This window comes from Pseudoduganella albidiflava, assembly GCF_004322755.1.
GTDB lineage: Bacteria > Pseudomonadota > Gammaproteobacteria > Burkholderiales > Burkholderiaceae_D > Rugamonas > Rugamonas albidiflava.
Map to the genome: position 1 here is coordinate 6,119,924 of NZ_CP036401.1, position 20,183 is coordinate 6,140,106.

Below are 20,183 nucleotides of genomic sequence, written 5' to 3' on the forward strand. Positions count from 1 at the left end.
GAATTTCCTTATGGAATTCCAATGCCTCATTCAGCAAGCCTCCAGCTCACTCCCATCACCGCGCAAACAGCGAGAAATCCGGCAGCGTTACCGCCCCGTTACCGCCGATCTGCATGATGCTCGCGTTGCCGCCATCGAACACCGGCCAGGCGAGCAAGCCCTTGCCGTCCGGCTTCCCGGTGCGCGCGAAACCCACCCACGTGTCGGCCAGCCGCGCGGCAAGTTGCCGGTCCGCCGCGGTCCACGCCCGCGCATCCAGGTGCAGGTTGTCGAACACGTACTGGATTTCCGCGCCGTGCCCTGCCCCGCAGCCGTAGCCGCACGGCGTGGCCGGTTCGGCGGGCCGGTGGGCGAAGTAGTAGGCATACGAAGGCGCGCTGCCGTGCTTCGCGTGCAACGCTGCCCAGTGCACCATGCGCCAGCCCCACCAGTCATTGGTGAGCTGGTCGATCGATGCCCTCGCCTGCGCATCCGTGGTGCCGGGATAGGCGGCCAGCAGTGCCGCGGAAGGCGCGTGGCCCAGCAGGCTGGCCACCAGGCCGCGATGGCTGGCCGCGGTGAATTTGTCCGTGCCGAGGATTTCCGGCGCCAGGTCCTTGCCTTCCTCGGCGTTCCAGCCCACCAGCAGGGGAACGTCGTTCTGGCGGCGGTGGCGGTAGGTACTGGTCAGGTCTTCGCGCAGCAGGTATCCGTCGACGAAGGTGCGCGGCAGCCAGGCGGGCTTTTGCAGGGCCTCGGCGCTCATGGCGCGCAAGCCGGCCAGGCGTTCGGCGCCAGCGGCCTTGGCGAAAGCAAGACCCTTGGCTTCGGCAGCGGCCTTGCTGGCGAAGCGGTGGTGTTCGCCGGCATCCATCGGCAAGCCGTCGTTGCCGCTCTGCGCGATGGCGCGCTGGAACAGCCCTTTCGCCAGCGGCGAGGCGACGAGGATCGCCACCGACTCGCCACCCGCCGATTCACCCATGATCGTCACGCGGTCCGGATCGCCGCCGAAGGCCGCGATGTTGTCCTTCACCCAGCGCAAGGCGGCGACCTGGTCGAGGATGCCCTGGTTGCCGGACGCCTGGTCCGGCGACTCCGCCGTCAGTTCAGGGTGGGAAAAGAAACCGAAGACGCCGAGCCGGTAGTTGACCGTGACGACGACCGCGCCGCGCCTGGCCAGGTTGCTGCCGTCGTACAGCGGCTGCGCGGCGGTACCGCCGTAGAAGCCGCCGCCATGCAGCCAGACGAGCACCGGCAGCTTCTCCGCCCGGTCGGGCGCGAAGACGTTCAGGTAAAGGCAGTCTTCACTCTTGGGATGCGTGATCCACTCGGCGGTCTGGGAGCAGGCCGCCGAAAAGCTGCGTGCCTGCCTGACGCCCTGCCATGGCACGACCGGCTGCGGCGCGCGCCAGCGCAGGTTGCCGACGGGGGGCGCGGCGAAGGGAACACCCAGCCAGGATTTGATGGCGCCGGCTTGCGAGCCGGCGATCGCGCCGCCGGTGACTTGCACCGTTCCCGCCGGCTGGGCGGCATGCCCGGCGGTGCACCAGAAAATGGCCAGGCATCCCATGGCCGGCCGGATCGCACGAAATCCCATCGATTCATTCCTCCAGGTGTGCCGCGCACACGGGCGCGCGGCGGTGAGGAATGCTAACCCGGCTTATCTCTTGACAATAGTACAAAATCGGCGAGTTGCGATGTCGATTTTGCCGGATGTGCCAACGGCGGCTTAACGCTCGCCGGCATCGACCGCCTGCAGCGCCAGCATCGCCATCGCATACGCGCCTTCGTACGACCTGGCAGCAGCGATGAAGCGGCCGTTGTGGCAGAACGTGGCATCCGGCACGCCGGTGACCGCGGCCAGTTCCGCGTCGCGCAGCCCCGCCCATGGTGCCGGCAGGTCGGCGCGCGCCGCGAAGCTCTCCGGACTGACCGGGATGGTGTGCAGCATATAGCGGTTTTCGGCAATGCTGTGGCTGAGCACGAACAGGACCTTCGGCATTTCCTTGCGGACCACCTGGGTCCATGGCAGCGCGCTGTTGCGCAGGAAGAGCAGCCGGCCATCGGCCAGCACTTCGGCATCGCGCACCTGCTCCACCGCCAGCAAGGCGCCGACGCGGTACTTGACGGCGTTGACCAGGATATCCGTCAACAGGGCCATGGCACGCCGGAACTGCTCGAGCCGGTAGACATCGGCCGCGCCGTCGTAGCCCAGCCTTTGCTCGTCGAGCCAGTTGGGATTGAACCCGGAAATCACCGCCGACAGGCCATAGCCGCCCGGTGCGTTCTTCGCGGCGCCGACATCGGAAAGGTCGAGGTATTGCACGATGTCGGCATCGATGGCGTAGGCGATCTCGCGCGCCGTATCGTTCGGCAGCTGCTGGCCGGTGTGCATGGCAGCCAGCGCGCTCACGCAGCGGGCGCCGTATTCGCGCCACACCAGGCCCGCGCTGGCATACGGCACGCCGGTCTGCCGGGCGCCATCGAAACCTTTCTGGTGGTGGTCGAAGCGGCCGGCGGCCGGGTTCCAGATGCCGCCGACGTCGACCGCGAAATCGGCCGCCTCGATGACGGCCGGGTCGCGCGTGCGGACCAGTTCAGCGTCCGGGAACAGGACGAACAGGACGGCGGCGGCCCACGCGTCGTCCGCGTGGAATTTGCCGTTGTGGGTGACGATCACCATGAAAACTCTCCGGTAGCGTGACCGCGCGATTGCGGCCTTCATGGTGATGATACCGGGTCGGCTCCCTTGCCCGTGCCGGGCAAGGGCAGGCGTGCCGTGCCTTATTTCCCGGCAATCTTCAGCTGATCCACGTCCAGCTTGGATTCGCCGATCATTTCCTTGTCGAACTCGCCGACCAGTTCCACCTCGGTCGTGTGATCGACCTTCATGCCGGCCGGGAACAGCTTGTCGTCGATCTCCACGGTGATCTTGCCGCTGGCATCGGCGAACTCATATTCCTCGTCGCCCTTGTGGCTCAGCAGCTTGCCCTTCAGGCGCACCTGCTGGTCGTCCTTGCCGTTGGCCAGCAAGTCCTTCGCGCTCATCAGCGGCACGCTCGACGGGCCGGAATAGCCACCCGGCGCGGCCTTGGCGGCAGCCACCGGAGCCGCCGCGGTGGGAGCGGCGGACGGGCCGGTGTAGCCGCCAGTCTGGGCGATGGCGACGGCCGAAACGGCCAGCACGGCGGTGATGCAGGAAAGTTGGATGAAGCGTTTCATGGTAAATCCTCCGATGTAGGTTGCCTGGTATCCGCCGCTTGCGGCGGGCATGGACGCATTACACCGGCCGGACATGAATGGAATCTTAAGGTGCCATGCGGTGGCCAGGTTCCATGACGCTCACTGTCGCGCCCAGCCCGCGCCCATCCAGCCCGGGGCCGAATGACAGCGTGCCGCCATGCAGCTCGGCGATCCGCCGCACGATCGACAACCCCAGCCCGCTGCCGGCCTGCCCCTGCCCCAGCACGCGGAAGAAGCGTTCCGCCAGCCGCGCCATCGATGCGGGGTCCACGCCGGGCCCGTTGTCGCGCACGGCGATCCATGCCTGCTCCGGGGTGCCGGCCGCTTCGATGTCGATCCGGCTGCCGTCCGGGCAATAGCGCAGCGCATTGTCGACCAGATTGCGTACCGCGATTTCCAGCATCTGCGGGTTGGCGTCCACTGCATCGACGCCGCAGCGCACCGTGAGCGCGATGCCGCGCTGCGCCGCTTGCCCGGCATGCGTGGCGCGCACCCGCTCCAGCAGGGGCGCCAGCGCCACCGGTTCGCGCACCAGCTGTTCGCGCGACAGCGGATCCATGCGCGCCAGCGCCAGCAGGCTGTCCACCAGCGCGGTGACGCGGCCGATATCGTCGCGCAGCTTGCGGAACGGGCCGGCGAGGTCGGGATGCTGGCGCTGCAGCAGCTGCACGTGCATGTGCAGGCCGGCCAGCGGCGTGCGCAGTTCGTGCGCGGCATCAGCCGTGAAGCGGCGCTCGGCCTGCAGCGCCGCGTCCAGCCGCGCCAGCACGCCGTTCAGCGCCTGCACGATCGGCAGCAATTCCTTCGGCTGGCCTTCGAGCGGCACCTGTGCCAGGTCGTCCGGCGTCTTGGCGGCGATGGCCGATGCGGTGCGGCGCAGCGGCTGCAAGACGCGGCCCGTGAGCAGCCAGCAGGCCAGCGCCAGCAGCGCCAGGAAGCCCAGTACCGGCAGCAGCAGGTGGTCGGCCAGTTCTTCCAGGATGTCGAAGCGCTTGGAATGCTTCTGGCCGACCTGCACTTCGACATTGCGGGCCGCGTCGCGCACCACGAACACGCGCCAGCGACGCTCCGCCACCTCGACATCGGCAAAGCCGTCGTCGTCATCGAAGTCCGCCACGAAAGGCTGTGCCGGGGCACCGCCCGTGCGCTGGATCACCCGGCCCGCCACGACGACCTGATATTGCATGTCCACCTTGCGGGCCTGCGCGCCGCCAGGGCGGGCCTGCGCCAGCAGGCCCCGCTCGTCCCAGTCGGTGGTGGCGGCCATCAGCATGTAGCCCGATTCCTCCAGCGCATCGTCGAACACGTCGTTGGTTTCCTGCCAGGCGATCACGGTCACGATGCCCAGGCTGGCCAGCCACAGCACCGTGCTGGCGGCCACGATGGCGGCCAGCAGGCGGCGCCGCAGCGACCATGGCCGCCGCGCCACCGGCGCTTCTCCCGCGCTCCTAGCCGCCATCGTTCTTCATCCGGTACCCCAGGCCGCGCACGGTGACGATGCTGTCGCTGCCCAGCTTCTTGCGCAGGTTATGGATGTACACCTCGATGGCATTGCTTTCCACTTCATCGCCCCAGCCATACAGCGTTTCCTCGATCTGTGCGCGGGTGACGATGCTGTTCCGGCGCAGCAGCAGCGCATACAGCACGTGGTACTCGCGCGCCGTGAGGGCCACCGGCTGGCCGGCCCGCGTGGCCTGGCGCGTGTCGAGATTGATGGCGATGTCGCCGTGTACCAGTTCGTTGCTGACCTGGCCGGCACCGCGGCGCACGGCGGCGCGGATGCGGGCCGACATTTCTTCCAGCTCGAACGGCTTGACGAGGTAATCGTCGGCGCCCAGGTCCAGCCCTTCCACCCGGTCGGCCAGCGCATTGAAGGCGGTGATCAGGATGACCGGCACGTGATTGCCTTCCGCGCGCAGCTGCGCCAGCAGTGCGTCGCCGGACAGGCCCGGCAAGCCACGGTCGAGCAGCACGCAGTCGTAGCGGTGCGTCATCAGCGCCGTTTGCGCGGAATCGCCGCGCTGCACCCAGTCGACCGCGTGCTGGTCCAGCCGCAGCCAGGCCTGGATGGTGTCGCCAAGGGAAGTGTCGTCTTCGACCAGGAGGATGCGCATGTGGAAACCGGATCGCAAAAGAAGAGACTGCAAAAATACGGCAGGAGATACGAATGGCCGCGTCGGCAGTATGCCGGACCCGGCAACTGTGCAGCGCCGAGGTGAAGCGAATCTTAAAGAATAAATTCGGCAGAAATTGCCTGCAGCCATATTGAGCCATATCAAATTATCTAAAGTTTAAGTTGTATGACGTCGTACAAATACATGGTATTGTGGTGTCTATCTTGCATGGATGCACCACCTCAAGGCTGATGAAATTACGTTACCCGTTGTTTAATAAGTATCTTATGTCTTATACATGACCTCACGCAACAGGCGGCTCTCGCTCTGGTTGTATGACGTCATATGACATTTTATGGAGGAAGACATGAATGTGCCCGTGAATCCTTTCAAGCAAGCGCTGCGCGATCGCCGGATGCAACTGGGCCTGTGGTCCGGCCTGTCGAGCCACGTGACGGTGGAAGTGCTGGCCAATGCCGGCTTCGACTGGCTGCTAATCGATACCGAACACTCGCCGAACGAGCTGCCGATGGTGCATTCGCAATTGCAGGCGGTGGCCCGCGGCGCCACCCACCCGATCGTGCGGCCGACGTGGAACGACACGGTGGTCATCAAGCGGCTGCTCGATATCGGCGCGCAGACCCTGCTGATTCCTTTCGTGGAAAACGCCGACGAGGCACGCAACGCGGTGGCGGCCACCCGCTATCCGCCGCTGGGCGTGCGCGGCTACGCCGCCGCGGCCCGCGCCTCGGACTTCGGCCGCATCAAGGATTACCCGCATGCCTGTGAAGAACAGCTGTGCGTTATCCTGCAGGTGGAAACACCCGCTGCCCTGGCCAACATCGAAGCGATTGCCGCAGTTGACGGCGTGGACGGCATCTTCATCGGCCCCGGCGACCTGGCGGCCAGCATGAGCCATATCGGCCAGATCGGCCATCCGGACGTGGTGGCGGCGATCGACGACGCGCTGGCGCGCATCCGCGCCACCGGAACGCCGGCCGGCATCCTGGCGTCGGACGAAAAACTGGCGCGCCGCTGGATCGAGCAAGGGGTGGACTTCATCGCCGTCGGCAGCGATACGGGCTTGCTGGCGCGCGGCGCCGAGCAGCTGGCCGCCAGGTTCAAGAACGTCGCCTGACCAATCCATCTTCACCAAACATTTCACTACGAGGAAAAAACATGAGCAAAATCGGATTCATTGGCCTGGGCATCATGGGCACGCCGATGGCGGGCCACCTGCTGCGCGGCGGCCATGAACTGTTCGTGCACGACGTGAAGCCGATCCCGGCCGAACTGCTGGACCAGGGCGCGCAGGTGCGCGGCTCGGGGCACGACGTGGCCCGCGATGCCGAGATCGTGATCGTGATGGTGCCCGATACGCCGCATGTGGCTTCGGTACTGTTCGACGAGGGCGGCGTGGCCGAAGGGCTTTCGGCCGGCAAGGTGGTGGTCGACATGAGCTCGATCTCGCCGATCGAGACGAAGCAGTTCGCGGCCCGCATCAATGCCCTCGATTGCGACTACCTCGATGCGCCCGTGTCGGGCGGCGAAGTGGGGGCCCGCGCCGCCAGCCTGACGATCATGGTGGGCGGCTCGCCCGAAGCGTTTTCCAGGGTCAGGCCCCTGTTCGAACTGATGGGACGGAACATCACCCTGGTCGGCGGCAATGGCGATGGGCAGACCACCAAGGTGGCCAACCAGATCGTGGTGGCGCTCAATATCGAAGCGGTCGGCGAAGCGCTGCTGTTCGCCGCCCGCATGGGTGCCGACGCCGGCAAGGTGCGCGAGGCGCTGATGGGCGGCTTCGCCGCCTCCCGCGTGCTGGAAGTGCACGGCGAGCGCATGGTCAAGCGCACCTTCGATCCGGGCTTCCGCATCGAGCTGCACCAGAAGGACCTGAACCTGGCGCTGGCCAGCGCGCGCCAGCTGGGCCTTTCGCTGCCCAATACCGCCACCACGCAACAGCTGTTCAGCGCCTGCGCCGCCCACGGCGGCAAGGCCTGGGACCATTCGGCCCTGGTGCGCGCGCTGGAAACGCTGGCCAATTTCCAGATCGGCGACACGGTAGCAAAATGACCCGGACGCCACTGACGCAACCGCGCGCCCTGCTGCGTGCGATGTTCGATGCGGCGGTGGCGGCGGCGCAGCCGGCGCTGTGCCTGCCGCCGCACCTGCCGCCGCCGCCGTTGGGCCGCACGCTGGTGATCGGCGCCGGCAAGGCATCGGCCGAGATGGCGCGCGTGCTGGAGCGGCACTGGCAGGGCGACCTCGCCGGCCTGGTCGTCACGCGCTATGGCTACGCGGTGCCGTGCGAGCGCATCGAGATCGTGGAGGCGGCCCATCCGGTGCCGAACGAAGCCGGCCTGTCCGCAGCACGGCGCATGCTCGATTTCGTCGCTGGCCTGACGCCCGACGACCTGGTGATCTGCCTGATCTCCGGTGGCGGCTCGGCCTTGCTGCCGCTGCCGGCGCCCGGCCTCACGCTGGCCGACAAGCAGCGCCTGAACAGCGCCTTGCTGGCCAGCGGCGCCACGATCAGCGAGATGAACTGCGTGCGGCGCCACCTGTCCGCCATCAAGGGTGGCCGGCTGGCGGCGGCATGCCATCCCGCACGCGTGCTCACCCTGCTGATCTCCGACGTGCCGGGCGACGATCCGGTGGACATCGCCAGCGGCCCCACCTGCGCCGACGCCACCACCTGCGAGGATGCGCTGGCCGTGCTGCGCCGTTACGGCATCGAAGTTCCCGCCCACGTGCGCGCCGTGCTGGAAAGCGGCCGCGGCGAATCGGTGAAGCCGGGCGACCCGCGGCTGGCAGGCCACGACATCCGATACATCGCCACGCCGCAGATGGCATTGGAGGCCGCGGCGGCGGTGGCGGCCGAAGCGGGCGTGACTGCGCACATCCTGGGTGACGGCATCGAGGGCGAAGCGCGCGAAGTGGGCACCGTGCTGGCCGGGATCGCACGCCAGGTGGCCGCGCGCGGGCAGCCGTTCGCCGCGCCGTGCATCCTGCTGTCTGGCGGCGAAACCACGGTAACGGTGCGCGGCAAGGGCCGCGGCGGGCGCAACGTGGAATTCCTGCTATCGCTGGCGGTGGCGCTGAACGGCCTCGAACGGGTGCACGCGATGGCGTGCGATACCGATGGCGTGGATGGGCAGGAGGAGATCGCCGGCGCCTATGCCGGCCCGGCCACGCTGGAATGCGCCCGGCAGCTGGGCATCCGCCCACGCGACAGCCTGGCCGACAACGACGGCCACGGCTTCTTCCAGGCGCTGGACGATTCGGTGGTATGCGGCCCCACGCTCACCAACGTCAATGACTTCCGGGCGATCCTGATCGAGGGCTGACAGCGGCGGGCGCGATGCGGATCTGGTTGCGCCCGCCCTGCTTCGCTTCGTACAGCATGGCGTCGGCACGCAGGAACAGCTCGTTGCCCGTCTTGTATTCCGGGTAGGCGGCCACGCCGCCGCTGAACGAGAAGGTGCGCACCGTGCCGGGCGTGACCTCGAAGGGAATCGCGCCGAACGCCTGCCGCATTGCATCGAGCCGGCGCGCGCCATCTTCGAGCGAACAATCCCAGAACACGACGACGAATTCCTCGCCGCCGAAGCGGCTTAGCAGGTCCTGCTCGCCGACGTGCGACGACAGCGTGAGCGACAGCCGCTTGATGACGATGTCGCCGAAATAATGGCCCCAGGTGTCGTTGATGGTCTTGAACTTGTCGATGTCGACCACGCCCAGCGCCAGCGACCGCCCTTCGCGGCCGGCATTGCAGATCAGCTCCTGGGTTTTCTTTTGCAGGCCCACCTTGTTCAGCAGGCCGGTGGCGCGGTCCTTGCCGATCAGGTCCTTGCTGACGCGGATCTTGTTGGCGCGGTTCACCAGTTGCGCCGTCAGCAGCTCGCGGCTGATCAGCGGAATGATGCCGTCGAAGCCGCTGGCCAGCGCGGCGCGCGTCAAATCCACGTCGACACGGCGCTGCAGCATCATGATTTCGCGTACCGGATCGGCCTCGATATTCTTCTTCAACACGCGCACGATCGCCTCGGTGCGCTCGTATTCCGCGTCCGCGATCATCACCATGTCCGGCTGGAGTTCCTTGACGCGCAAGTGCAGCGTGTGGGCGTCGTCATGGCGCAGCAGTTCGACGCGCTGTTCCAGCAGCGCCGCCTCATCCACCTGCGTGGCATCGCCGAGGAAGATCAGGCGCACCAGGTCGCCGCGCTTCTTTTGTACGAACAGGTTGAACAGCTTGTCGACCAGCACGTCGTTGGCGATCGGTTTTTCCGCATAGGCCAGGCAGTCGCTGTCCACCAGGCGCTGCTGCAGCAGGAAGCGGCCACCCTGGCGCGCCGATTGCAGGTAGACGTAGCTGTGGCCGCCCGGCAGCCGCTCCAGCAGCTCGCCCAGCAGCAGTGTCTTGCGGGCCGACTGCATGTCGGCCTGCATGTTGTGCAGCGCATCGAGATCGATCACGAACAGGCTGTTGTCGCCGCTGGCTTCGACGGCCTGGGCGAAATCGCTCACTTCGCTGAAGAAAGCGATGTCGAAATCGTACTTGTGCGCATGCAGCAGCAGCTCATCCTTGTTGTCCTTGATGAAAAAGCTCTGCGAGAGCAACAGTGCATGGTTTTTGTAAAGCGGTGCTTCGCTGGTCATGTTCCGTGGCGTGCGTCGTGATGGATAAGCATCACCTTACACAAGAACCGCACATCCGGTCGCAAAATCAGCGGCAGCGCAGCCACTTTTTCAGGCTTTTTTCAGGGCGCTACCCTTGTGTGCCGCCTCGGCCCCGGTTTTATCGCTGACCACCAGATACTCCGGGTTTTCTTTCGATGCTGCGACATGGTGGCCTTTGATGTCGGTGGGGGATGTCAGTTTCTTCTTCACCGTTCCATGCACCGTGCCTTGCGACGATTGCCACTGCACCTTGTCGCCCGCCTTGAAGTCGTCCGCCATCGTCATTCCTCCGGTTTGAACAGGACAGCTATTTGACCATGGATTGTCACGCCTTTCTCGTACGTTACGTGCTGTGCGGCGCCACCTGCCGCGGGGGGCGGGCTAGAATCCGGAACTTCGTCATTCTGGATGTTCCGGTCATGCCACCACACCTGGGCCTCGTCTGCATTACCGCGTCGACCGCCGTACGCTACCGCACCATCACGCGCAAGCGGCTGCTGGAGCATTCGCTCGACGGCCAGCGCAAACTGCTCGACGAACTGTACCGCAGCAATATCCAGGTCCTGGACAATGCGCTGCGCTACTGCGAGGCGGAGGGCATCCGGCTGTACCGCATGCCCTCGTCCCTCTTTCCGTTTTCGGACGAGGATATCGGCCGCGAAGTGCTGGCGCCGTTCGCCGCAACGCTGGCGCGCACGGGAGCGCGCGCGCTGGAACGCGGCATCCGGCTGGTGATGCACCCGGACCAGTTCGTGGTGCTGAGTTCGGATTCGGCCGGCGTGGTGGAGAACAGCGTGAAGATCCTGCAGATGCATGCGGACATCATGGATCTGCTGGCGCAGCCGCGCACGCCGTGGGCGTTGCTGGAGATCCATGGCGGCAAGGCCGACCGGGACGACGCGCTGGTGGCGAACATCGCCCGCCTGCCGGACGCGATCCGCTGCCGCCTCGGCCTGGAAAACGATGAGTATGCCTACAGCGCCAGCGAGATCCACGCCATCTGCCTGCGCACCGGCGTGCCGATGGTATTCGATGCCCACCACCACATCGTGCATGAGAAGCTGGACAGCTATGAAGACCCCAGCGTGGGCGAAATGCTGGACAAGGCGCGCGCTACCTGGGTGGTGCCTGAACACCAGCTAGTGCACATCTCGAATGGCCGCACGTCGTTCAACGACCGGCAACACTCGGACCTGATCAGCACGATGCCCTCTTCCTATGCGCGCGCGCCCTGGATCGAGATCGAGGCGAAGTCGAAGGAAGACGCGATCAACGGCCTGGCGGGATGGCGGGCCGCCGCCGGCTGAGGGTGGCTGAATGCCGGCTGAATGCCGGCTGTTACTTCGGGGTTTTAACGGCAGGTTTCGGGGTGCCGCCGGTTGCCGGCCTGGCTGCGGGCCTGGAAGCAGATTTGGAAGCAGGTTTGGCCGCCACGTTGGCCGCAGGCTTGGCAGCCGTGCTGGCCGAAGTCCTTACCGCGGGCTTCGCCGCGGATTTTGCCGTGGATTTGACGCCCGCGGCCTCGAACAGCGTCTTGGCATCCTTGTGCGCCTGGTCGATATTGCGCAGCTTGGCGCTTTTATCGTGCGGCACGAAGAACTCCTTGTCTTGCGCCGCCATCACGATCTTCACGGCATCGTTCTCGGGGATATCGTATTTCTCGAAGATGAGCGTCGTCACTTCGTCCAGGTATTCTTCGTAGGTCATGGGGGGCTCCGGTGAAGGCCGCATTGTAGCGCGGCCGAAACCGGGGACAGGCACCGATTGATTTGAATGCTCTTAAAACGGATGTTCGTCACTAATGCCGCCCAGTTAAGCGTTACCGACACGTTGAAAGCGCACGCATTCACCCCAACAGCGAAGGGCCGGGGTCAGACCCGCCGGGTCTGACCCCAGAATTTGCACCTGGGTGGGCTTGTCAATGCGGCTTCAATGCCTGTCACCGTTTTTCGCCTGCTCAGAAGTAAATCACTTCCCCTTCCCGCCGGGCCTGCGCCTTCGAATAGCTGACCCGGTGCGCCACCTTGCCGCCCGGCGTCAGCAGCGTGATCTCGCCACCCTTGTTCGACAGCTGGATCGAGCCTTTCGGCAGGCTGACCGTGACGGCGCCGCGTGCCGGGATCGTGCCGAATTCATCCGGCACGGCCAGGCGGTTGCGGTTGGCGTCGCGCAGCACGAAGCCGGCCAGCGAGACGGCTTGCGAGCCGCCATTGGCCAGCATGACACGTTCGCCGCCCGGGTCGTCGCCCTGCGGATTGACGAGCGCGGCGAGGATGCGCAACTTGCCGGGTTCCACCGGGTCGGGAACCGGAACGTCGGGTGGCGTGACGTCCGACGCCGGGCCCAGGTAGATGGGATAGAAGGTGCGGATGTGCTGGTTGTTCTCGCTGCGGAACACCTTCAACTCATAGCGCGCGCCGTTGATCACCGCCTCCTTGGGCGCACGGGCGCCGAGGTGGGCCCGCACCGTACCCAGCGCCATCAGCCCCTCGACGCTGCAACCGACGAAGAAGCCGCCGGTCGGCTTGGTCAGCGGGCGCAGCACCTTGGCATCGTAATCCGGCGCCATCCATTTATACGAGATGGTGACGGATTCAGCGAACTGCTCCTGGCCATCCTTGTACTGGCCGCGCAGGTAGACGATGCGGTCGTCGTCCAGGCCCGGGAATGCGGCGCGGTTGCCTTCGCGCTGCACCATCCCATCGTCCAGGTAGTACTTGTACCAGAAGTGGTAACCCTGCACTTTCGGCCCCTCCTGCTCGCCCACGAACACGTGCTCGAAGCCGGACAGCGCCGGATCGCCACCGCCACGGAAGGTGCGGAACCACATCTCCAGCAAGGTCGCATACCAGCGCGCGCTGCTGACCGACGTGCCCGTGGCCTCCTCCACATATTGGCGGGCCACCAGCATCGGCGCGCTGTCGACGACGGCGTCCAGCAGATCGTGGATCTCTTCCCTTTCCTCGGGCGTTTCCGCCTCGGCATGCTGCTCGTCCAGCGCATAGTTGTCGAACAGTGCCTGGGCCAGGTCGTACGTGGTGCGCTTGTGCTGCGGCAGCGCGAGGTCGAACAGGATGTTCGGGTCGCGCAGCGTTTCGGTCTTCGTCAGCACACGGATGAATCCGTGCTCTTCCTGCCCTGCTGCATCAGACGTGGCCAGCAGTGGCTTGATGCCGCTGCCGGACTGGTCCGCATCCCAGATTGCCTGGTAGATGTTCATGGCCTTCCCCTTTCAGATGAGCCCTTCCGCTGCCTGGTGCGGCATTTATTGGTATTACCGCCCGTGGTGGAAGGGATCGGACAGGCGGATGGAAGTGCTGGCGAATGCCGGCCACGCTGGTGGATGGGCTGCCGGTGCTCGCCATGCTTGCGAATGGTGACACCGGAAAATGACAGGCGTATGTGAAACGAATGCGGAAGTGAGTGCGGTGAGAAAAATATAGCGCCGCATGGGGAGCCGCGTCAAACCCGGAATATGCGGCCCCATCAGTAAAAACGCCGGCTTGCGCCGGCGTTCGAGGGGGCTAACGGGACGTGACGCTCAGCCGAGCGGCACCGTCATCGCCTTGCGGATCGCCACGCAGCGCGCATCTTCCTGCTGCGTTTCCAGCAGCGCGCGGCGGGTACCGGCCGTCAGTTCTTTCTGCTGCGCGGCCGTGTCCGCCAGCCGCTGCACGCTTTGCGGCGTGCAGGTGGCCGGGATCATGGACTCGGCAAAGCTGCGCATGTAGACCGGGCCGGCGTTCTTGTCCAGCTCCGGCAGCCGCGCCAGCCGCTGCGCGGCGCTTTGCTCGTTGAGCGAAGCCTGCGCGGACGGATACAGGTTTTCCATCGCCGTGCGGATGCGCGAGAACGGCAGCTTGGTCTGCAAGTCCGCGATCTTCGCCAGCCAGTCGGCCTTCACCGCCGGGTCGGGCCGCACCACCTGCGCCGCCAGCGCGGCGGCCTGGCCGGCGTCGGACTTGTCGCGCGCCGCTTCGGCGGCCAGCAGCTTGTCCGCAGCCGGATAATCCTGCTCGGCGAGCTGCTTGACGATCGCCCACCGCACATCCTGGTTGATGGTCACGCCTTTCGGCACGCCACGGTTTTGCAGCAGCCCGGCGAGGCGGTCCAGTGCCGGCTTGCTGCCGGCGAAGTCCACGTACGTGGCCAGCCACCGGCGGCGGAAGTTCTCGTCCTTCGCCGTGGCGATGCCCTGCCATGCCATCTTCTCCAGCGCCTGCACGGTGCTGGTGGTATACGCGGCATCCGGCGCCATCTTCTGCAGGTAGCCCAGGCCCGTGCGAACGTTCGTCAGCACATTGCCGAGCAGCGCATAATCCGTTTCGCGCGGCGCGTTGTTCAGGGCCGTCTGCATGAATTCGTTGAGCGCCAGTTCGCCATCGCGCACGCCATCCCACATGCTTTGCCACAGCATGGCGCGCAGCAGCGGCTCGGCCACCTTGCTGACGTGCGAACGCGCGGTGCCGAACGAGCGCGCATCGAGCTTCACCTTGGCATAGCCCCAGTCTTCATAATTCGGGTAGACCAGGTCCGGGCAGGCGGCGCCCTGCAATTCCGGTACGGCGGTGCTGGCGCCCTTGTACGTGACGGCGACCTTGCGGTCCAGCGTCATCGCCTTGCCCTGGTTGCGGAACAGCGCCACCTGCACACGCTGCTCGCGCAGCACCGGGTGCTCGCCCGGCGCCGTCTGCGCCAGGCTGAAGGCATCGATCTTGCCACCCTTGCAGGTGTAGTTCGCCGTGACGGTGTTCACGCCCGGCTGGTATAGCCAGTCCTGCGTCCACTGCGACAGGTCGCGGCCAGCCGCTTCGCCCAGGCTGCCGATGAAATCGTCGAGCTTCGCGTTCTGGAACTGGTACTTGACGAGGTAGTTGTGCACGCCGCGGCGGAAGGTTTCCTCGCCCAGCAGGTGGCGCAGCTGCTTCAGCGTGGAGGCGCCCTTCGAATACGTGATCGCGTCGATATTGTCGAAGGCGTTCGCGCTGGTGGCCACCGGCACCTCGATCGGGTGCGTGCCCAGCGACTGGTCCTGGCGGTAAGCCGCGGTCTTGCCTTGCGCGTAGAAATACTGCCATGCGTTCTTGAATTCGGTGGACTCCGCGGTGCCCAGCGTGCCCATGAACGACGCAAAGCTCTCGTTGAGCCACAGGCCATTCCACCATTTCATGGTCACCAGGTCGCCGAACCACTGGTGCGCCATCTCGTGCATGATCACCGAAGCCAGCGAATGGCGCTGGTCCGTCGTCATCTTGTCCTTGTGGAGGAAGCGGTTCTCGGCGAACGTGACCGCGCCGGCGTTTTCCATCGCGCCGTACAGGAAGTCCGGCACCAGCAGCTGGTCGTATTTCTCGAACTGGTAGGGGATGCCGAAGTAATCGTCGAAGAACGCCAGGCCCTGCTTCGTGAACGTGAACCAGTCCTTCGGATCCACCTGCGCGGCCACGGACTGGCGCGCGAACAGGCGCATCGGATACTTGGCGCTGTTGTCCTCCCAGATCTTGTACGGGCCGGCATGCAGCGAGAAGTTATACGGCGACAGCTTCTTCGACACGGGGAAGGTCCAGCGCTTGCCGCCCTGCGCATCCTCGACCTTCGCTTCGCGCATGGTGGACACCACCACCCAGTCCGCCGGCGCGGTGACGTTGACCTGGTAGGTGGCCTTCAGGTCGGGCTGGTCGAACAGCGCGAACATCTGCTGCGCCGCCGCGGGTTCGAAATGCGAGTAGGTATAGACGCGGCCATCGACCGGATCGACCATGCGGTGCAGGCCCTCGCCGTTGGTGCTGTGCAGGCGCTCGAAGCTGACGACGACGGTATTGCGGCCCTTTTTCAGGTCGGCTGCGGCCAAGGTAATGAACCATTTGTTGTATTGCGGCGCGACGGACTTGCCATTGACGGTCAGCGACTTGACGGTGGCCTTGTTCAAGTCGATCGTCAGCGGCGACGAGGCATCGTTGAGATCGAAATTCAGCGTGGTCGTGTTGGCGAAGGTTTCCTGGCCCGTGAGCGTGAAGTCGAGCTGGTAAGCCACGTTCGACACGCGCGCGGAACGGGCTTCGGCATCGGCTTGCGACAGCCACTCCTTGTCGGCGCGGGGTGCGCTGGCGGCCAGCACGGCCGGTGCGGCCATCAACAGCGAGGAACCAAGAGTCAGGGCGACGGCTTTCCTTAAAAGCGGTTTCATCGTTATCCTTGTGAGATGAGGTGCCCCCAGTCGACCACCGATCGGGCGGCGCGAAATGATAACATTCCCGATCGTTATCAATCCCCGGAATCGCCCATGCAAGTGACCTTTGAAACGCCGGACCAGCCAGACGTGCACGCGCTGATCGCCGAACTCGATGCCTATCTGTATTCGCTGTACCCGCCGGAGAATGTGTACGCACTGGACATCGCTTCGTTGCTGGCGCCGAACGTGGAATTCGCCGTGGCGCGCGATGCCGGCGGATCGGCGATCGGCTGCGCCGCGGTCGTGGTAACGCCGGAATATGGCGAGATCAAGCGCATGTATGTCCGGCCCACGGCGCGCGGCCAGGGGCTGGCGCGGAAGCTGATTTCCGCACTGGAGGAAAAGGCCCGGGCACAGGGCTGCTCGGTATTCATGCTGGAGACAGGGCCGACGATGCAGGAGGCTTTGGCGCTGTATGAACGCATGGGGTACAAGCATCGCGGAGCATTCGGGGATTATCCGGAAGATCCTTTGTCCGTCTTCATGCAGAAGGTCGTGGCGTGAGCGTTTCGGATTCCGATGCGGGGCCTGGTTCCGGTTCTCCCTCCGGGTCCAAGGACACGCTGACCAAGGACACGCTGACCAAGGACACACTCACCAAGGACACGCTGACCGAGCTGCGCGACCTGACCCGCGCGTTTGCGGCGGAGCGGGACTGGCAGCAGTTTCATACACCGAAGAACCTGGCCATGGCGCTGTCCGTCGAAGTCGCCGAACTGGCCGAGCATTTTCAGTGGCTGCACACGGGGGCGGCTGAAGAACTCGATGAGCGCAAGCGCGAGGGCATCCGGCATGAGATGGCCGATGTGCTGCTTTATCTGGTGCAGTTGGCCGATGCTACTGGAGTGGACTTGCGCGCGGCGGCGCTGGAGAAGTTGCGGCTGAATGGGGAGAAGTATCCAGCCGCTGTCGTGAGGGGCGATGCGCGGAAGTATGATGAGTATTGATCTGATCGTATTGAATGCTCAATACCTCAGTAGCTCGGGTTATCCAGATCCTCCACGGGAAAGGCAGCTTCGAAGCCGTTCCATTCTGGTAGTTTTGCAGGCGGCAAAGGAAGTATTTTATCAAGATCGGGGAATCGCAAGTCTGGATTAACCTTCAACGCCTCGAAAATAAGCCAATACCGTCGAGAACGTTCAACATCGATCGTGATTCCTAGTTGCTCGAATTTTTCCTTGTGTTCTCTTGTGGATCTAAACCTCCCCCCTCCTCGAATATGAAACTCATGCCCGACGCACAGCTTTCACACCCGAGCCGAACGCCTTGCTGATAGATCTTGATGCCATCGGCGTAGGCTCCACGTGCCATCGATATGATACCTAAACTAGCCGCTGCGGGAGCATGACCCTGTTCGAAAGCGCAGCGAAGCATCATTTCCTCATCTAGCGGTCTCTTTGCTCGACCATAAGCGTCGGCCAGAGCCATTTGCGCCTCTGGACTTCCCAGCTCGGCAGCCCGACGATAGTATGCCCAAGCAATGACATCGCTTTGCTTTGCACCTCCGTATCCGTATTCGTACGCCACTCCTAGATCGTAGAAACCCCAGGGCTGGCCCGCTGCCACTGCCGTCCTGGTTATGGCAACAGCCTTATCGGCATCAGGCGACAATACATTATTTTCCGGAAGAGGACCAAGACCTTCCCGATAAAAGCTTGCTAATAATGCTCGAGCACCCCAGTCGCCTGCTTCCGCCGCAGCCTTGACATCAGAAAGTATTCGCGTTGCTTCAGATTTAGAAAGCTTCCATTCGATTTTGCTTCGCCACAGTTTGCGGGCCTCGATATATGCCCCATAAACCTCTGGAGCGCGCGAACGCGGCATATGATTTCTCCATTGACCACACCGCGGCGGCGGATCAAGAATCTCGAAAATTCGAATTCCATCAGGCAATTTATCCATATTTGATGTTTTTCCTAGAAGAGTATAGAACACTGCGGTAAATGCAGCGACTAAAATGATCAACCGTAGGCATATTGTTTTGTTTTTATTCATGTCAGATAAGCGGTTGGCCAGGTTTTCTATCGACATGAAAATTCACAATTTGGCAGAGAAGCGATTGACCAGCTCCCTTTAATCGCAAGTTTTCCTTCATTATCTCTGACCATTTCGCATGAATTTTAACCATCGAACCTTTTTCTGAAGGCCCCTCTTCAATAGCACATTGCCTGAACAAATCACAGCGCAATTTATATGCAACATCCTGCGCGTCGCTCAAAATATTTAATTCGCTGTCGATTGCCATGCTTCGCATATTCAAGTTACCAGACCCTAGCGTGAAAGCAACATCATCCACGATCGCCACTTTTGCGTGAATGTAGATTTCCTCGTAATCCTCATCGCGTAGCGGCCATCCTTCCTGCTTCACCGCGCATGTCCACAAGGATCCCATCACAACATTAATCCCCTGCTTCTTCAGCTGCTCAGGAGTAAGTGGCATAGCTGATTTACCGCGTTTTGCGTTCTGCACGGCATCTGCATGCTCTACTACCATCGAATCACTTTGACCGAGTCTCTCCGCTACTCCGTAGGTATGCAAATCCATCCCGTCGCGCTCGGGTGTTGAAGTCAGGATAAATACATAAATCTCAGCGTTATAGTCCGACCTGCGCATCTGTGCCACACAATCTCGCAAATGCTCTGCCCAAGGCTCATATTGAACATATTGATTTTGAATAAAAATATAGTGTCTGGCCTGACGAGTGAGGTTTGCGTAGCATTCCTTGACACTCTTCTCTCCGCGCTCGGGTTGCGTCCGCAAAAGCTGTGCGCTGTGCTTTCCATTCTTGACTACAAAGCTTTTCGACGGTATTGATTTTCTTCTATTCACCATAGCCTCGTCGTAATCGGGAGGAAATAGGGTACGGTAAGCAGCTTTTGGACTGGCCAGAAGCCAGTCGATCGATAACATGTGGGTATCTTTATCCCACGCTCTTGGCTGGCTGGAAGCTAACCATGCTTCGCAGAAATTATGATTCAAGTTTGCAAGTATGGGTCCGCGTACGCGACAAGAAACATCCTGATAAGGTTTTGCAATAAAGCTGATTCGGTCCAGATGGACTGCCAGTGACATCCGGCGCTCTTCAGCACTTGTGATCGGATAACGGTATCCAGGCGAGTAGATGCCAGAGCCCTGAAAGTCAGCCGGCTCGGGGCTCTCATAGCGCCTTGCTGCTGCCGCCGGCTCTTCACGGTAAAACCTTTCACGAAGCGGGCTTTGAAAAGGATGGTCGATCGTGTCCCAAAAATCCGTTAGACAGTTGTGGCCCATGACATAACCCTTGGCAACCTCGGGTTTTTCAAAGTCGATCAACATCATCTTTTGATGATGTGTGGCATAAATCGCTGCGACTCCTCCGATAACATTTTTTGGAACTGGCGGCTCTCCTTGCAGGGAAGATGGCAAGTACAGGGCAGACAAATTCCTGAGCCTAAAATCGATGTTCGGCACGGCACCATTAATAATTTCATCGAACCAGTTTGCGTTGTAATTCTGGTGTTCCGTGCTGTAGTATCCCGACACGGCACAGCCTACGGTCGGATAGCGCTGCCCGTAGAGACCCGGGATATTCTTCATCATACGCTGCGATATAACGTTATCGTGCCACACAAGTATTCTGACTTTGACATCTCCTTTCCCTCGGGACGCCACCCTTTTCAAAAGATCGCCAAAACGTTCCCCCTTATGCGCGGAACCCTCCCTCACCAGTATCATTCCTGGATCGAAACCCCAAGTAATAATATCGACGGAACTCTGTGCGGATTCGATATCGGCGGCAATGCTGGCGAACATAAGATCCCCCGCGATATCGGTTCGAGAAAACACGAGTGCATCGGCCGGTAAACAGGCTCAGGGGTCCGCACCCACCAAGGCTGGGAAAGGCACTGCTGGGGCGGTTGCCCTTTGCGGTACACGAGAGTTTGTTTGTAGA

Annotated in this window: 19 protein-coding genes; 6 read left to right on the plus strand and 13 right to left on the minus strand. The window is 63.1% G+C overall.

Features of this window, described 5'->3' with window-relative positions; all coding sequences use genetic code 11:
- Positions 1–55: 55 nt before the first annotated feature.
- From EYF70_RS25435 to EYF70_RS25455, 5 genes are all read right to left on the minus strand, one after another.
- The gene (locus EYF70_RS25435) at positions 56–1,576 is read right to left on the minus strand and encodes a carboxylesterase/lipase family protein (protein ID WP_218943725.1); all 1,521 of its coding nucleotides are present in this window, start codon (positions 1,574–1,576) and stop codon (positions 56–58) included.
- Between the two features lie 132 nt (positions 1,577–1,708).
- Positions 1,709–2,662 carry an MYG1 family protein gene (locus EYF70_RS25440; protein ID WP_131147877.1) on the minus strand — a complete coding sequence of 318 codons (954 nt, stop codon included), beginning with the start codon at positions 2,660–2,662 and terminating at the stop codon, positions 1,709–1,711.
- Positions 2,663–2,763: 101 nt separating this feature from the next.
- A complete protein-coding gene (locus EYF70_RS25445; RefSeq protein ID WP_131147878.1) occupies positions 2,764–3,201 on the minus strand; it encodes a YgiW/YdeI family stress tolerance OB fold protein in 438 nt (145 codons plus the stop codon).
- A gap of 85 nt (positions 3,202–3,286) precedes the next feature.
- Positions 3,287–4,681 carry an ATP-binding protein gene (locus tag EYF70_RS25450; protein WP_131147879.1) on the minus strand — a complete coding sequence of 465 codons (1,395 nt, stop codon included), beginning with the start codon at positions 4,679–4,681 and terminating at the stop codon, positions 3,287–3,289.
- Complete coding sequence (locus EYF70_RS25455) at positions 4,671–5,336, minus strand: response regulator (protein ID WP_131147880.1); 666 nt, start codon at positions 5,334–5,336, stop codon at positions 4,671–4,673. Before EYF70_RS25455 ends, EYF70_RS25450 begins: the two co-directional genes overlap by 11 nt.
- A gap of 367 nt (positions 5,337–5,703) precedes the next feature.
- Here EYF70_RS25455 and EYF70_RS25460 point away from each other — a divergent pair, with 367 nt between their 5' ends.
- The 3 genes from EYF70_RS25460 to EYF70_RS25470 are packed head-to-tail and all read left to right on the plus strand — an operon-like array spanning position 5,704 to position 8,686.
- A complete protein-coding gene (locus tag EYF70_RS25460; protein ID WP_131147881.1) occupies positions 5,704–6,474 on the plus strand; it encodes an aldolase/citrate lyase family protein in 771 nt (256 codons plus the stop codon).
- Between the two features lie 41 nt (positions 6,475–6,515).
- Positions 6,516–7,412, plus strand: coding sequence for a 2-hydroxy-3-oxopropionate reductase (locus tag EYF70_RS25465; protein WP_131147882.1), 897 nt, complete (start codon positions 6,516–6,518; stop codon positions 7,410–7,412).
- On the plus strand, positions 7,409–8,686 hold the full coding sequence (locus EYF70_RS25470; protein WP_131147883.1) for a glycerate kinase type-2 family protein: 1,278 nt from the start codon (positions 7,409–7,411) through the stop codon (positions 8,684–8,686). The genes EYF70_RS25465 and EYF70_RS25470 overlap by 4 nt, the downstream gene beginning before the upstream one ends.
- Here the strand turns inward: EYF70_RS25470 and EYF70_RS25475 are convergent.
- Together EYF70_RS25475 and EYF70_RS25480 are read right to left on the minus strand one after the other, a co-directional pair.
- Positions 8,652–9,998, minus strand: a complete 1,347-nt coding sequence (locus EYF70_RS25475; RefSeq protein ID WP_131147884.1) for a GGDEF domain-containing protein — start codon at positions 9,996–9,998, stop codon at positions 8,652–8,654. The two genes, EYF70_RS25470 and EYF70_RS25475, sit on opposite strands and share 35 nt — an antisense overlap.
- Positions 9,999–10,088: 90 nt before the next feature.
- Positions 10,089–10,298 (minus strand): hypervirulence associated TUDOR domain-containing protein, encoded by a 210-nt coding sequence (locus EYF70_RS25480; protein WP_131147885.1) that lies wholly within the window; start codon positions 10,296–10,298, stop codon positions 10,089–10,091.
- A gap of 140 nt (positions 10,299–10,438) precedes the next feature.
- Here EYF70_RS25480 and uvsE point away from each other — a divergent pair, with 140 nt between their 5' ends.
- Entirely contained in the window at positions 10,439–11,326 is an 888-nt protein-coding gene (gene uvsE / locus EYF70_RS25485; protein WP_131147886.1) for a UV DNA damage repair endonuclease UvsE, read from the plus strand.
- A 31-nt stretch (positions 11,327–11,357) separates the two neighbouring features.
- Here the strand turns inward: uvsE and EYF70_RS31950 are convergent, their stop codons facing one another.
- From EYF70_RS31950 to pepN, 3 genes are all read right to left on the minus strand, one after another.
- On the minus strand, positions 11,358–11,726 hold the full coding sequence (locus EYF70_RS31950) for a hypothetical protein (RefSeq protein WP_307722079.1): 369 nt from the start codon (positions 11,724–11,726) through the stop codon (positions 11,358–11,360).
- 250 nt (positions 11,727–11,976) lie between these two features.
- Positions 11,977–13,239 (minus strand): lamin tail domain-containing protein, encoded by a 1,263-nt coding sequence (locus EYF70_RS25495; RefSeq protein WP_131147887.1) that lies wholly within the window; start codon positions 13,237–13,239, stop codon positions 11,977–11,979.
- A gap of 321 nt (positions 13,240–13,560) precedes the next feature.
- Complete coding sequence (gene pepN / locus EYF70_RS25500; RefSeq protein WP_131147888.1) at positions 13,561–16,206, minus strand: aminopeptidase N; 2,646 nt, start codon at positions 16,204–16,206, stop codon at positions 13,561–13,563.
- A gap of 96 nt (positions 16,207–16,302) precedes the next feature.
- Between pepN and EYF70_RS25505 the strand changes: the two genes are divergently transcribed.
- The gene (locus tag EYF70_RS25505; protein WP_131147889.1) at positions 16,303–16,755 is read left to right on the plus strand and encodes a GNAT family N-acetyltransferase; all 453 of its coding nucleotides are present in this window, start codon (positions 16,303–16,305) and stop codon (positions 16,753–16,755) included.
- A 74-nt stretch (positions 16,756–16,829) separates the two neighbouring features.
- Positions 16,830–17,198: a nucleotide pyrophosphohydrolase gene (locus EYF70_RS25510; protein WP_131149340.1), complete on the plus strand. Its 369-nt coding sequence runs from the start codon at positions 16,830–16,832 to the stop codon at positions 17,196–17,198.
- Positions 17,199–17,224: 26 nt separating this feature from the next.
- Here the strand turns inward: EYF70_RS25510 and EYF70_RS32030 are convergent, their stop codons facing one another.
- From EYF70_RS32030 to EYF70_RS25520, 3 genes are read right to left on the minus strand one after another with little or no spacing between them, the layout of a single operon-like run.
- Positions 17,225–17,494, minus strand: coding sequence for a DUF6396 domain-containing protein (locus EYF70_RS32030; protein WP_371861746.1), 270 nt, complete (start codon positions 17,492–17,494; stop codon positions 17,225–17,227).
- Complete coding sequence (locus EYF70_RS25515; protein ID WP_131147890.1) at positions 17,410–18,282, minus strand: tetratricopeptide repeat protein; 873 nt, start codon at positions 18,280–18,282, stop codon at positions 17,410–17,412. Before EYF70_RS25515 ends, EYF70_RS32030 begins: the two co-directional genes overlap by 85 nt.
- A complete protein-coding gene (locus EYF70_RS25520; protein ID WP_229420553.1) occupies positions 18,248–20,044 on the minus strand; it encodes a phospholipase D-like domain-containing protein in 1,797 nt (598 codons plus the stop codon). Before EYF70_RS25520 ends, EYF70_RS25515 begins: the two co-directional genes overlap by 35 nt.
- Between the last annotated feature and the right edge of the window lie 139 nt (positions 20,045–20,183).